Source organism: Leptolyngbya sp. Cla-17, from assembly GCF_016807185.1.
Classification (GTDB): domain Bacteria; phylum Cyanobacteriota; class Cyanobacteriia; order Leptolyngbyales; family Leptolyngbyaceae; genus ULC077BIN1.
Genome location: NZ_JAEVYN010000002.1, coordinates 124,754 through 137,706, shown reverse-complemented (window position 1 = coordinate 137,706; position 12,953 = coordinate 124,754). Strand labels below are relative to the sequence as shown.

General features: G+C 47.2%; 12 protein-coding genes and 2 pseudogenes. 7 read left to right on the top strand and 7 right to left on the bottom strand.

The window, feature by feature from the left end:
* Positions 1 to 354 precede the first annotated feature (354 nt).
* Positions 355 to 1,881 (top strand): YifB family Mg chelatase-like AAA ATPase, encoded by a 1,527-nt coding sequence (locus JOY44_RS11835; RefSeq protein ID WP_171573965.1) that lies wholly within the window; start codon positions 355 to 357, stop codon positions 1,879 to 1,881.
* A gap of 94 nt (positions 1,882 to 1,975) precedes the next feature.
* Here the strand turns inward: JOY44_RS11835 and JOY44_RS11830 are convergent.
* A pseudogene (locus JOY44_RS11830) lies at positions 1,976 to 2,434 on the bottom strand (IS630 family transposase); the annotation flags it as partial.
* A gap of 88 nt (positions 2,435 to 2,522) precedes the next feature.
* Between JOY44_RS11830 and JOY44_RS11825 the strand changes: the two are divergent.
* Positions 2,523 to 3,406 (top strand): IS630 family transposase gene (locus tag JOY44_RS11825; protein ID WP_197985220.1). Its coding sequence is split into 2 segments (ribosomal slippage): positions 2,523 to 2,849 and positions 2,852 to 3,406, totalling 882 coding nucleotides; the frame shifts between segments, so codons are not numbered across the junction.
* Positions 3,407 to 3,411: 5 nt separating this feature from the next.
* On the opposite strand, the pseudogene JOY44_RS11820 reads toward JOY44_RS11825, so the two are convergent.
* Positions 3,412 to 3,808, bottom strand: a pseudogene (locus tag JOY44_RS11820) (IS630 transposase-related protein); the annotation flags it as partial.
* A 619-nt stretch (positions 3,809 to 4,427) separates the two neighbouring features.
* On the opposite strand from JOY44_RS11820, the gene JOY44_RS11815 reads away from it, so the two are divergent.
* Together JOY44_RS11815 and JOY44_RS11810 are read left to right on the top strand one after the other, a co-directional pair.
* Complete coding sequence (locus tag JOY44_RS11815) at positions 4,428 to 5,336, top strand: serine/threonine-protein kinase (RefSeq protein ID WP_171573963.1); 909 nt, start codon at positions 4,428 to 4,430, stop codon at positions 5,334 to 5,336.
* The gene (locus JOY44_RS11810) at positions 5,327 to 5,491 is read left to right on the top strand and encodes a hypothetical protein (protein WP_171573853.1); all 165 of its coding nucleotides are present in this window, start codon (positions 5,327 to 5,329) and stop codon (positions 5,489 to 5,491) included. Before JOY44_RS11815 ends, JOY44_RS11810 begins: the two co-directional genes overlap by 10 nt.
* A gap of 65 nt (positions 5,492 to 5,556) precedes the next feature.
* On the opposite strand, the gene JOY44_RS11805 is transcribed toward JOY44_RS11810, so the two are convergent.
* The gene (locus tag JOY44_RS11805) at positions 5,557 to 5,805 is read right to left on the bottom strand and encodes a Ycf34 family protein (protein ID WP_171573962.1); all 249 of its coding nucleotides are present in this window, start codon (positions 5,803 to 5,805) and stop codon (positions 5,557 to 5,559) included.
* Positions 5,806 to 6,009: 204 nt separating this feature from the next.
* Here JOY44_RS11805 and JOY44_RS11800 point away from each other — a divergent pair, with 204 nt between their 5' ends.
* The 3 genes from JOY44_RS11800 to JOY44_RS11790 all read left to right on the top strand — a co-directional run bounded on the left by JOY44_RS11800 (position 6,010) and on the right by JOY44_RS11790 (position 8,859).
* Positions 6,010 to 7,413: a CCA tRNA nucleotidyltransferase gene (locus tag JOY44_RS11800; RefSeq protein ID WP_242541774.1), complete on the top strand. Its 1,404-nt coding sequence runs from the start codon at positions 6,010 to 6,012 to the stop codon at positions 7,411 to 7,413.
* A 198-nt stretch (positions 7,414 to 7,611) separates the two neighbouring features.
* Positions 7,612 to 7,809 carry a hypothetical protein gene (locus JOY44_RS11795; RefSeq protein WP_171573961.1) on the top strand — a complete coding sequence of 66 codons (198 nt, stop codon included), beginning with the start codon at positions 7,612 to 7,614 and terminating at the stop codon, positions 7,807 to 7,809.
* A 153-nt stretch (positions 7,810 to 7,962) separates the two neighbouring features.
* Positions 7,963 to 8,859 (top strand): S66 peptidase family protein, encoded by an 897-nt coding sequence (locus JOY44_RS11790; protein ID WP_171573960.1) that lies wholly within the window; start codon positions 7,963 to 7,965, stop codon positions 8,857 to 8,859.
* A gap of 23 nt (positions 8,860 to 8,882) precedes the next feature.
* On the opposite strand, the gene mrdA is transcribed toward JOY44_RS11790, so the two are convergent.
* The 4 genes from mrdA to JOY44_RS11775 all read right to left on the bottom strand — a co-directional run bounded on the left by mrdA (position 8,883) and on the right by JOY44_RS11775 (position 12,354).
* Positions 8,883 to 10,655: a penicillin-binding protein 2 gene (gene mrdA / locus JOY44_RS11785; RefSeq protein ID WP_171573959.1), complete on the bottom strand. Its 1,773-nt coding sequence runs from the start codon at positions 10,653 to 10,655 to the stop codon at positions 8,883 to 8,885.
* A 607-nt stretch (positions 10,656 to 11,262) separates the two neighbouring features.
* The gene (locus JOY44_RS32365) at positions 11,263 to 11,385 is read right to left on the bottom strand and encodes a hypothetical protein (protein WP_281063301.1); all 123 of its coding nucleotides are present in this window, start codon (positions 11,383 to 11,385) and stop codon (positions 11,263 to 11,265) included.
* Between the two features lie 198 nt (positions 11,386 to 11,583).
* Positions 11,584 to 11,862 carry a hypothetical protein gene (locus tag JOY44_RS11780; protein WP_171573958.1) on the bottom strand — a complete coding sequence of 93 codons (279 nt, stop codon included), beginning with the start codon at positions 11,860 to 11,862 and terminating at the stop codon, positions 11,584 to 11,586.
* A 159-nt stretch (positions 11,863 to 12,021) separates the two neighbouring features.
* Entirely contained in the window at positions 12,022 to 12,354 is a 333-nt protein-coding gene (locus tag JOY44_RS11775; protein WP_197985217.1) for an STAS domain-containing protein, read from the bottom strand.
* Positions 12,355 to 12,953: the final 599 nt, after the last annotated feature.

The window sequence follows — 12,953 nt, the reverse complement described above, 5'->3', positions numbered from 1 at the left end:
TCAGGCAAACAGGCGCAAATTAGGCTAAGAATAACTATTCAAGAATCTGCTTTTATTAATGTTAGAAAAACCTGCAACCCTGTCGTTTCAGTGGATTATATCGTGCTGGTCACCCATCCTCAAAACTCAAGATACGGGCTGTGCTCCAAAACGTGGATAAGAGCTTTAGGCTGTGAGCGGCTACCCCATGCTATTGCTGCCTTTCATTAACCCATGAATCCAACACGCGTTCGGATTGGCAGTAAGGCGGCTGTGTTTCAATAGCTGCGTTTCAAGGGCTGCGTTTCAAGGGCTGCGTTCACTCACTGCTAATTGTGGGAACTCTGTGGGTTATTGGCAATAGTCAGGACTGTCATGCTTGCAAGGGTTTGGAGTGCGTCGCTAGTTGGTATTGATGCCGTCAAAGTGGGAGTTGAGGTTGATATTGCTGGGGGACTGCCAGGAATTGTTGTAGTTGGCTTACCCGATGCAGCCGTACAAGAATCGAAAGAGCGCGTGCGAACGGCAGTCAAAAATGCTGGGTTTGCCTTTCCAATGCGAAAGATTGTGGTGAACTTGACTCCGGCTGATCTGCGAAAGGAAGGTCCTAGCTTTGATTTGCCGATTAGCGTTGGAATTTTAGCAGCGGCAGAGCAGGTGAAAACGACCTTACTGGATGACTATTTATTCGCAGGCGAATTGTCTTTGGATGGTAGCCTCCGTCCCGTGAGCGGAATTTTGGCGATCGCCGCGGCAGCTAAACGTATGGGCATCAAAGGCTTGGTGATTCCAGCAGATAATGTGCGGGAAGCCGCCGTAGTGAAAGGCGTGTCGGTGTTTGGCTTCAAGCACTTGTCGGAAATTGGTGATTTTCTCAACACACCCGATCGCTATCTGGCGGCTGAAGTCGATGGTTTGGCAGAACTGGAGCGCGATCGCTTTTGTGGTGCCGATTTGCATGACGTGAAGGGACAAGCTCATGCTCGTCGCGCCTTAGAAATTGCGGCGGCAGGAGGGCACAACCTTGTGTTTGTAGGACCACCCGGCAGCGGCAAAACCATGCTGGCGCGACGTTTGCCTTCCATTCTGCCACCCTTAAGCTTCGAAGAAGCCTTAGAAGTTACGCAAATTCATTCCGTTGCCGGACTCCTAAAAAATAAGGGGTCTCTAGTGACTACGCGCCCTTTCCGCAGTCCGCATCATTCGGCATCTGGACCTGCTCTGGTAGGCGGCGGTAGCTTTCCACGACCCGGAGAAATTTCTTTGGCACACAGAGGTGTGCTGTTCCTGGATGAGCTGACTGAATTTAAACGCGATGTGCTGGAGTTTTTGCGCCAGCCTTTGGAGGATGGACAAGTCAATATTTCCAGAACCCGCCAATCGGTCTCTTTTCCAGCCCAGTTTACCTTAGTTGCCAGCACAAATCCGTGTCCCTGTGGGTTTTATGGCGATACGATTCAGCCTTGCACCTGCACACCGCGATCGCGTGAGCAATATTGGGCGCGGCTATCGGGTCCACTGATGGATCGAATTGATTTGCAGGTCGGTGTGAATCGCCTCAAGCCAGAGGAGATCACTCAACAGCCAACCGGGGAAGACTCCGCCACCGTGAGATCGCGGGTGGAAGCAGCGCGATCGCAAGCACAACAGCGCTTTCAAGGCACCTCTTTGCGATGCAATGCCGAAATGCAAGCGCGCAATTTACGAGAATGGTGTGTGCTAGATGATGCCACTAAAACTTTGCTGGAAGCGGCAATTCGCAAGTTAGGTCTATCGGTCAGAGCCAGTGATCGCATCCTCAAAGTTGGTCGCACTATTGCTGATTTGGCTGGAGATGACGCTCTCCACACTCACCACATTGCTGAAGCGATTCAATACCGCACCATAGATCGCCTGCAATAATCTGCCTGAGATTGGCGATCTCAATAGCAGCAAGCGCATGGACATCAATGGGTTAGTGATTCTAGCAGATGATGTATAGCTACAGACAACAGTGTTAGGACACGGCATCTCTTAGAACCGACTCCATTGCTTGGCGTAAGGAACTAAAGCTAGACAAGCTGTTGCGAATGCGACTTTTGAGCCAAGCCCAACACTTTTCAATCCGATTGAAATCTGGAGAATAAGCGGGTAAATATAACAACCGACACCCCGCAGACTCAACCAATTGAGCAACGCGACCACCATGATGAAACGTCGCGTTATCGAGAATCAAAACCTTCCCAGGCTTTAGTGTTGGCAGTAAACAGGTTTCTAGCCAGATTTCAAACACGACTCGATTACAAGAGCCGTTCACGGTAAAGGGAGCACTCAACTCGAGCTCACAGTAAGCCGCAATCATATTGATTCGTTGACCCCGTCGCCCTGACTTGAGTGCTTCAAATCGCACACCGGGTTCACACCAACCATACCCATAATCCTCTCGCTCATCCATTCCCGATTCATCGATGTACACTCGGTCGGACAAAGACACTCTGGCTATAGCACTACGAAATCTTATGAGGACGTATAGTTAAGATTGCAAAGAATATCAATGACCTTTTATGCCAGCCCCCTACAGTGACGACCTTCGTCAGAAAGCAATTGCAGCAGTCAAACGAGGAGACCGTAAAACCGAAGTCAGCCGGATGTTAAATATCAGCCGCAATACCTTAGACCAGTGGCTCAAACGAGAAGCCCAAACCGGGAAGTGTGGAGCCATACGCAACTATCAGCAGGGGTGTAGACATAAAATCACCGATTGGCAACGGTTTAGGGAGTTTGTGCAAGAGCATGGCGGCAAGACCCAAGGGCAAATGGCAACTTTATGGGGAGAGGGTGTGACGCAACAAAACATCAGTGATGCGTTGCAAAAGCTGGGAATCAGTCGAAAAAAAAGACGTACGGGTATCAAGAGCGAGATGAGCTTAAGCGCCAAGAGTTTCAAGCGCGATTGAAGACCAAGACAGCGGCTCAGATGGTTTATGTCGACGAAGCAGGCGTTGATAATCGAGACGAGTATCCCTATGGCTACTGCGAGATTGGACACCGCTTTCATGCCCTCAAGTCGGGCAAACGCACCGAGAGAGTCAGTTGGATTGCGGCACTTAAACAGGGGAAGCTTTTTGCACCGCTGACGTTTATCGGCTCGTGTAACCGGGATTTGTTTGAGGTGTGGTTAGAGGAGTGTCTATTACCGCAACTGCAGCCAGGAGATGTCATCGTCATCGATAATGCTAGTTTTCACCATTCTCAAAGCATTGAGGACAGGGTAGCAGCGGCTGACTGTGAGCTTTGGTATCTGCCTGCCTACTCTCCTGACTTCAATCAGATTGAGCATTGGTGGTTTGTGCTTAAGAATTGGATGAGGCAACGGTGGGATGAGTTTGATAGCTTTCGTGAGTGTGTCGATGCTGCGTTCAATCAGTGTTCCAACATTCATGCGTAGCGCTATAACTGCTCTAGAAACTCCGCTCGTTTGTGCTCATCGCGTTCAAGGTAGCCATACGTCTTTTTTTTTCCGACTCAAGCCGAGTTTGTGTAACGCCCTGGAAATCGTGCGAACACTGATCTGCTCTTGCCACAACTCGACCATTTGCGCTTGGGTTTTGCCCCCATGCTGCTTGACAAATTTGGCAAACTTGTCCCAATCGGTGATTTTGCTGCTCGTTCGGTGCGGACGAGTTGTTTTGGCTTGGTAGTCTCCGGTTTCTTTCTGTCGCTTCAGCCATAAATTGATCGTGTTGCGACTGAGTTGAAACACTTGGGCGGCTTCACTCTGCTTCATGCCGTCTAATTGGATGGCATTGATCACCTTTTGCCGCAAGTCGTAACTGTACGCTTTTGCCATAGATGCACTCACTTTCCTATAGGGGGGAATGCCTCTCAGTCTATGTCCTAATTGTCCTGGCAATAGCTATACCCCTCATATGTCACTCTAGTTAAAGTAAAATCCAGGCAAAACGCTGAAAGTCTTTCACCGACTGCTGTCTGGTATATACGCTTCATTGTCAAATGTTTTGAAATATCGGAAATAAGCTGCGTATGCTAAGACTCAAGCCGTATAGAAGCTTCAGCATTTTTGATTAAATTTGCTTTTCCGAAAGTGATTCAAGAGGGATACGAAGCATTTGTCGTTAAAGGTGTGTCGGTGTTTAGCTTAAGCACTGGTCGGAAATTAGCGATTTTCTCAACATCTCAATCGCCAGCTGGCGGCTAAAGTCGCTGAAAAAAGTCTAGGTCAATTCCTCACTAGCATTTCAGAAATCGCCCAAGCTAGCTGTAACCACGGATTGCGCCCCCAAATGGTCAGAAGTCCTCCCCTTCTATGGACAGCACCCAGTTACTTGACAAAGTAAAGGTTAAATTTGTAAAACAAACCAGAAATATCACTGGTTACATTTGTATCTTGTAATCTCCACCGTCTGAATCGCTTACATGATTCAGCAACACTCAATAGCCCCTACGTTATGAGCTACTGTCTAAACCCAATTTGCTCAACTCCAGAAAATCTCAGCCACTCGGATATTTGTCAAACCTGTGGTTTTGCTTTACGTCTGAAAAATCGCTATCGAGCCATCCAAGCGATTGGGCGAGGCGGTTTTGGTCGCACCCTCTTAGCCGTGGATGAAGCGCAACCGCTAAAGCCCCGCTGTGTGATCAAACAATTTCTACCGCAATCAGAAAATCTGACTAATACAGAAAAAGCTTCCGACTTATTTAAGGAAGAAGTTCTGCGGTTGAGAGAAGTGGGTAAGCACCCCAACATTCCCGATTTGTTCGGCTATTGTAGACAGGATGGCTACCAGTATCTGATTCAAGAATTTATTGATGGACGCGACTTGGCGCAGGAATTAACCGAGGACGGGGCTTTCAGTGAACTTAAAATTCGGCAATTGCTTGAAGAACTCCTGCCTGTGGTTCAGTTCATTCACGACTGCCACATTATTCACCGCGATATTAAACCAGCTAATATCATTCGTCGTCAGAGCGACCAAAGCCTGTTTCTTGTAGATTTGGGCGCTGCCAAACAAACGACCGGAACCGCACTCGCCCAAACTGGCACCGTGATTGGGAGCGCAGAATATGTATCGCCAGAACAGGCTCGCGGTAAGGCAGTATTTGCCAGTGATATTTATAGCTTGGGGGCAACTTGTATTCATTTGCTGACTGGCATGTCCCCGTTTGATTTGTATAACAGCCACGAAGGGCAATGGGTTTGGCAAGAGTATTTGCCTCAACTAGTCAGTGGATCGTTGGCATCGGTACTGAACAAAATGCTACGCGATGCCACAAGTAAACGCTACGCTTCTGCAACCCAAGTTCTGGCTGGTATCAGTTTTTGGGAAAGCTACGATGTAACTGCCTCGTGGCTCTAATCATTACTACATCGCGTGATTCTGCAACTTTTGACTTTGATACACTACCCGTTGATAGCTCGAAGGCTTCAGGACGCATGATCACCATTAATCCAAGCGATCCTGAATGGGAGAAAAATTTAGAGCAGCGAATTGGTCAGACAAGTCAAGAATGACCCTATCAGTTCTCTTCCATTTAGTAACTTCCCCAAATCCGCTTGGATGAATTAGTAAACCGCTTTTAAGTTGGCACCAATTCGCCGGGGCGCAGTCGTGACCATTTACCCATATCGGCGGTAAAACTTTCGCAGCCTACTACATCCCATTCCATTTCGATCATTTCGCCATCATTGCGGATGTTTACGTTGATCGTCGGTTGAGTCGCCTCAAACGTGGGATTTTCGGTGAGATGCGGCTGTTGATGCTGCCCCTCAACCGCATGGTAGGTCGTGCAGCGATCGACGTAGTGACAATTAATACAAACACACATCGTTAAAAACCTCCGTGTCTGCGGTTCAGCGACTCGAAGAACCGAGATGCTTTTCTGCTAATGTAGCTCAGGCGACGTGATTCTTGATCACTCTAGCCATAGATTTTTACGACAATTGCAGTCCGTCTAATTTCCAAAATTTTGCCGGAACGGTCTGCAAATGCCGTGCATTTCACAAGTAGCATCGTTAGGATCAGACTATTGTTGGATTTAGAACCTTTAACGCTGAGTCAGGGATTGGATCTTCAAGCAACTGCCTCGATTAATTTTTTAGCCCTTTCTCCCCAAAGCTGGCCTTTTGGATTGGAGTGGTTGCCTGCGTCTGCTTACCTGGTTGGAGGCAGTGTGCGGGATGCACTGTTGGGCAGACGCAGCGATTATTTAGATCTGGATTTTGTGCTGACCGATCGCGTCGTTGAAACGGCCCAAGCGATCGCCCGTCACTACAAAGCAGGATTTGTGCTGTTGGATGCAGAACGACAGATTGCGCGGGTTGTGTTCCCTCAAGGCACCGCTGACTTTGCTCAGCAGGTTGGCGCAACCCTAGAAGAAGATCTGAGGCGACGAGATTTTACGGTGAACGCGATCGCCTATGATCCTCGGCTTGATCGGTTTGTCGATCCCTTACAAGGCTACGGCGACCTGCAACAGCGATCGCTGCGAATGGTGTCGGCAGAAAACCTAGAAGAAGATCCCCTGCGATTGTTGCGGGCTTATCGCCAAGCTGCCCAACTAGGGTTTAGTCTAGAAGCTGAAACCCGTGCCGCTGTGAAACAGTTTGCGCCTTTACTGCGACGAATTGCAGCGGAACGGGTACAGTCGGAATTAAATTATTTACTCAGTACTGCAAAAGGCACACCTTGGCTAACCCAAGCATGGCAAGACGGTTTGTTGCAAGATTGGCTCCCCAATGCGACGGCTCAAAGTTTAAAGTGTGTTGCTGAAATCGATCGCGTCACGGTTTTGCTGCAAGAAATATTGCCAGAGTTTGCTAGAGAGCTTTATGGTCAAGTTCGGCTTGTATCCAGCGGACACTTGCCAACAGAGAGTTCTCCGTTCAAAGCATCCGGTTCGGCACGTAACTGGTTAATTGCTGCCAAGTTGGCATGTTTGCTATCGGCTAAAACAGCAGAGGCCGAGACTCAGTTGCGCCAATTGAAATATAGCCGCACTGAGATTCAAGCAATTAGTACAGTACTCAAATTTTTGCCGCAGCTTTATCCTGCAAACTCAGTTGAAACAAACCAAGCCGTAACTACCCTAGCTTCGCGACTAAACCTGTCGCGGCGAGAGCAATACTTCTTTTTTCAAGGAGTAGGAACAACATTTCCGGCGATCGCCGTGTTGGCGATCGCTCAAGGGCTGACAATAGAAGCGATCTCGCCCTTAATAGAACGATTTCTTGATCCAAGCGATCCCGTCGCTCATAGCATTCCTGTTTTGACTGGACAAGACCTGATGACTGCCCTCAAGTTACCACCTGGTCCACTCATTGGTCAGCTACTAGCAGCAATTCAGTTAGCAAAAGCCGAAGGTTCGCTTTCCACCGCCGCAGATGCTCTAAGTTTGGCAGCGGATCTTCTCGCTCAGCAAAAAACAGAAATGTGATGGAGCCGAGAGGTATTTATTGCTGCTTTACAAGCATCGCTTTGGTTATTTCGCGCGATTTAGAATCATAGAGCATCCAACAGGTATGTTAAAGTAATCTCCTGACTATTTTTTTCAAATGCTGCTCAACTAGCCCTAGTTTATTAAACCAAGGGTAGTTTGTTTGCGGCTGCTATGGCTGTTTTATAAGGGGTAAACATGGCTAAACGCCGAAACCAAAAGAAAGAAAAAGCTCTCAGAAATCAAGCGTATGCTCGTAAGTTTCGGAAGAGAACGAACACAGGTCGGATGAACCGTGGAAGACGCAGCTTTGGAGGTCGTCCAGATGATGAGCAAGATTCTGACACGATGGAACAAAATGAATCAGGGGCTGGAACAGGAGCCGTTGATTTGTAACTAGCAATAAGCTTGAGCAACAAACCTGTAAAGACTTGGGCATAAACCCTCTAAGTGCAGATACTTAGGGGGTTTAGTTTGCTGAAATAGCTGTTAAATTTGGTTAGCTAGCGATACTAACTAAGATTTGGCTTTCCAATTTACTAGAAAGCAATGAATATCTGCCAAGTGCCGCCGCCTTTAAAACCAAATGATTTGCTGCGGGTGATTGCTCCAAGCGGTGCATTACGCGAATTGGAGATGTTTCACAAAGGGGTGAATCTATGGCGATCGCGGGGGTATCGCGTGGAGTTTAGCTCCGGCTTTGATCAACAATGGGGCTATTTAGCAGGCACCGATGATAACCGCCGACAACAGTTGCGGGATGCACTGAATGATCCAGGTTGTCGCGGCATTCTTTGTGCGCGAGGCGGCTATGGTGGCGCACGATTGCTAGAAGACTGGTCGTGGCAGGGGATCGAGCCTAAATGGTTAATCGGCTTTTCGGATATCACGGCGCTGCTAATGAGTTTGAGCCAACAGGGAATTTCTGGCTTACACGGTGCGTTACTCACGACGATCGCCGCTGAACCCGATTGGTCGCTCCAGCGATTATTTGATTGGGTAGAAGGTCGCCCCATTCCGCCATTGACTGGAACAGGGTGGGGGAATGGCAAAATAACTGGAGTGCTTTTGCCAGTAAACCTGACTGTTGCTACCCATTTATTGGGAACACCCTTTCAGCTTGATTTGTCGAATGTGATTTTGGCGATCGAAGATGTGAGCGAAGCGCCTTACCGAATCGATCGCATGCTAACTCAATGGCGACTTTGTGGAGCATTAAAGCAACTAAAAGGAATTGCCATCGGTCGTTTTAGCCAATGCGAACCTCCTGCCCATATTTCCAGCTTCACTGTGGCGGAAGTACTACGCGATCGCCTAGGAGATTTGGATCTTCCCATTGTGTCTGATCTACCCTTTGGTCACGATGGAGTGAACGCTGCCATCCCTATGGGAATCAGTGCAGAGCTTGATGGTGATCAAGGCACGCTAACCCTCTGCGATCGCTGACCCCGTTCTTCTAATATCAACTTCTAGCGGCGAGCTTTCGCAGTTTTGAAATAGGTTTTGTAAATTTGATGGGCAATCGGAACGGCTGATTCAGCGCCAAATCCACCATTTTCCACGACGACCGCCACCGCAATTTTAGGATTGTTAAAAGGAGCAAAACCCGCAAATAGTGCATTATCTTTCTGCCCCAGCACTTCCGCCGTTCCAGTTTTACCTGCCGTTGGAGGAATGGAGCCATCGCTGAGTTGACGAGCCGTACCCTCAGCCACCACTGCTTTTAAGCCCTGTCGAATTACTGCCAAGGTGCCTGGATTAATCCCCATTTTTTTAGGGCGCGTGGATGCCGTTTGGCTTTCGTCTGCCAGCAGATGAGGCTGAACTCGCCAGCCTCCATTAGCGATCGCAGCGTAGATCGCCGCCAATTCCAATGGCGTTGTCTGAACTAACCCTTGCCCAATCGACATGCTGACGGTATCTCCACCATACCAAGGCTCTTTGAACAGCTTTTCTTTTTGTGCTGGCGTGGGGATCATGCCATGACTTCCTCCACTAAGCCTCACATTGATTAGATCACCGATGCCAAATTTTTGCCCCCATTGAGCGATCGCTTCTGGACCGGCAGCTAATCCCACCTGATAAAAAAAAGTATTGCTACTAAATGCCAACGCATCCCGAAAGCCAATCACTCCCTGACTTTGCCCATGTTCATGAAACAAATGTCCACCTAAATTAATTGCCGCATAGGTCATTAGCGTGGAATCCGGTGAGAACTTTCCCGATTGTATTCCTGCGATTGCCGTTACAACCTTAAACGTGCTCCCTGGCGGATACCCTTGAAGTGCCCGATTCAAAAATGGATTTTCTTGACTCTGCAACTGTTGCCATTCCTGTTTGGTAATGCGCCGGGTGAACAAGTTGGGATCAAAGGTGGGTCCACTTGCTAACGCCAGCACAGCCCCCGTTTTAACATCTAATACCGCAACAGCTCCGCGACGATTTGCCAGCGCTTTTTCAGCCGTTTTTTGTAGATCTGAGTCTAAAGTCAGCCGAATTGCTTGTCCAGAGATAGGAGGTTTTAATCCAAGGCTATTCAATTGTCGTCCCGTTGCATCAACTTCAATCAGTTGACCACCCCAAACCCCTTGGAGTTTAGAATTTGCTAATCTTTCAATGCCCATTTGCCCAACCAGCATCCCCATGGAATAGTCTGGATGAGCTTTGAGGTCTTTTTCGGTAGCCTCACTGATATAGCCCAGCACATGGGCAGCCAAGTTGCCATTGGGGTAGTATCGACTAGCCTCTCCTCGGATTTCTAACCCAGGAAAATGGGTAGCCTGTTCTGCAAGAGTAATGAACGCATTGAGTGATAAATCGCGGCTAATACGCACAGGCAGTGCCGACCGAAATCCAGCTTGCTTAAGCTTTTCGAGAATCTCTTCGGCTGGAATTTTGAGAATTGGCGCAAGGCGCTTTGCAGATTCAACCCAGGATGCTTTAGATTGCTCACAAGGGCGGAGATATATAGAGCGTGCTAAACGATTAGCTGCTAATAATGCGCCACTCCGATCCAAGATGTTGCCTCGATCTGCAGGCATTGGCATCAGCACAACTCGGTTTTGCTCAGCTCGCTCTCGATGTGTCGGTCCCTCAATCAGTTGTAATTGAGCTAGTCTCAGTCCACAGCTACCTATCAGCAAGAAAGTCATGCCCATTAACCCGATCGCCCGGTGCGATCGCTGAGTTAGTGGCGCATTGATAAAACGGCTTTTCGTAACAAAAGAAAGTCCAGTAGCCATTGCTGCTCTTTACCAGAAATAGCATTATTAGGAGAAACGCGATAAACCTTCAAATAGCGGCAGCAAACAATATAAGACAGGTCGAAAAAATTCATGTACCGCTTAATTGTTTAGCTGAATGGAAACTTGAGAACTCATCCAGTTCAGTATGCGCTAAGTAAAAATAGACAAGAGTTTATCTGAATACGTTTAAACAATCCTTATCAAATTTCTGAAGTTAAAAGAAGAATCAGGATTATTGGCGTCTAAACTTTACATAAAAGTTGTTGGGCAATAATAATTTAGCTTTGAAGCGAGATTCTTACTCTCTCTATAATTTGATGTGATGCCAATTTAAATGTTGGAGAACCCAGCCAAGAAGCATTGATAGCAGTCGGTATCGACATGGGAGAACTGCCAGAAAAGGGATTCTCCTGTAGTAGGTTCTACAGCGCGATAGAGCCAGAATGCTTTGCACACTCATTGCCATGAGCTAATGGGTTTCACTCCAAAATCCTGGCGCACTTGCTGAGCGTACTGGCTCAACAAACCGAGTTCGTCTGCAAGGTTTGCTTAAATACCTCTCGCTGGTCTCGGTTTTGCTTGAGGTGTTGGGGATGAGCCACTTTTAACTTTGCTTGGAACCGACATCACTCCACCTTGCCTCGGCTTCTAACTTCAAGTATTGCCGTTGACAGAGACAAACGGTCGTTGGAATCGGTTCAAGCTTTGCCAGTCGGGCTTCATTCACTGATCTCAAATGACGAGCTTTTCTTTAACGTTTCAATCCCGGTGGTTCGACTGATTCTGAGTACCCGTGCTGTGTTTTATAGGCATAGACGTGCCGCAGGCAATGCCGCTACCTTAACTGCCCTATCTACAATTTGCTGCTTTACTTTGGGCAGATACCCTCGGTAGGCATATTCCTGGGTGAAGGTGAAATGAATCGTCAGGAAACTGAAAAATCGGCGAATTTGAGATAGTGAAGTAGCAAGCGAATTGAATGCTTCAGCATTGTCACAGGTAGAGGACAGAGGATCTTACTATTATGCCCGACTGATAGTTGCGTAACTGGGTGTTTATCACCTTCCACTCGCATCATATAGGCCTTGCTGACAATCTGATCTTCCGTTGGAATAAAGCAGGGCTGAATGATCCGCCGTCGGTGACGTAGAAATAGCATTGCCATGCCCCGCGATCGCCCACAGAGGAGAAAAAGTCTTCCCACTGTGATCTCCAACAACCCAGTCTAAGATTCCCTGCTTAAAGTGGGGAACCGCCGTCTACAGACAGATAACAGTTGTGGGAATATCTCAAGGCAATCCTCAAGTGGGCTTCGTTCAAAACTTTGGCTGACAAGATTTTAGATGCTGTATTTTATAAAAACTTAGGTTGATGGAGCAAAATTTTGAGCAAACTCTTGTTGACTAGGATAAATATCAAACACTTGATCTATACCAGTAATTTCCAATAGCATCCTTGGCTGTTCGTTAATTGAACACAAAGATATATTTCCGCCAGATGAGCGAACTGATTTAAACGAACTTACTAATCCACCTAGTCCAGAGCTATCGATAAATGTTACTCCTTGTAAATCTATCAGCATCTGTTTGACTCCAGATTTCAAAGCGGTGTCAATATCTTGACTTAGGCTAGCGGTTGAAACACTATCCAAAATGTTAGAAGGTTGAAAGACCTTCACTTCAGGATTTATGAGCATCGTCTAGTTTCCACGCTCTATTATGTTGATCAAATTTGGTAGATGGCGCACAATTCTCTTTTTTCTTAGAATACTTAAATTGTTCTAAGCTTTGCCCAAGTTAACAGATTAGGGGCCATTTGCAACTAGCGATCGCGAAAATGTCTTCCACTATTTACATAAGCAAAAAAGCAATATAGTGATTGCGTTTACCAACCGTGTGAAAAACTGGAGCAATCTGCCGCCGATAAGCTCCCTAGTCAGAAGTATCTCCATCTTCCAGCAGGTTTAAGGAACGGAATACTGGCACTGTAAACAGCAAAAGCTTGACAAGGTCTGGGAGCAAACTAAGTTGACGACTTGGTTAGGAGTGGATTACTTCAACTGGATTTGGCATCATAATTAATTGAGGGCAACAGCGGCTCAACGAGCGAGAGTAACTCTAAAGTATTAGACCTAGCATGAGCTAAGCACTTATCCCACCAATATTTAGTGAACTTACACCCATTTGACTGAATAATTTATTCATCCTAGAGTTTGTAAAACTGCATTTCTTAAACGAAAGCAAAAATGACTTACGCGTTTACATAATGATTCGTATGGGCACTTTAGAATCATGA